This window comes from Bacillus sp. SIMBA_031 (assembly GCF_046535225.1).
Lineage (GTDB): Bacteria > Bacillota > Bacilli > Bacillales > Bacillaceae > Bacillus > Bacillus velezensis.
Window position 1 is genome coordinate 1 of sequence record NZ_JAWRXC010000563.1, and the last position, 246, is coordinate 246.

Below are 246 nucleotides of genomic sequence, written 5' to 3' on the forward strand. Positions count from 1 at the left end.
TCTGACGCACCGCGGGCGCCTGAAGGCTTGGCTTGCGGCGTTTGGTACAAAACCTGTTTCTCTAGCCATGGCGTTGTTCGGAATTTATTACAATGCACCGGTGTATTACACACAGCCGACCCTATACAGACCAGACTATTCGACCGGAGTGGCCACCTTTGTCACAAGCAAAGGGGAGCAGAAACCTTCCTGTTTTGCATATCCAATCAGGCTAAATTTCCGCGATTTATATGGCCATCTCGCCTC

The 246-nt window shown here is 50.8% G+C and carries 1 protein-coding gene; it reads left to right on the plus strand.

Features of this window, described 5'->3' with window-relative positions; translation table 11 throughout:
• Window positions 1-246: hypothetical protein (locus tag SB724_RS21375; RefSeq protein WP_410573031.1), on the plus strand; the 246-nt coding region annotated here is incomplete at both ends.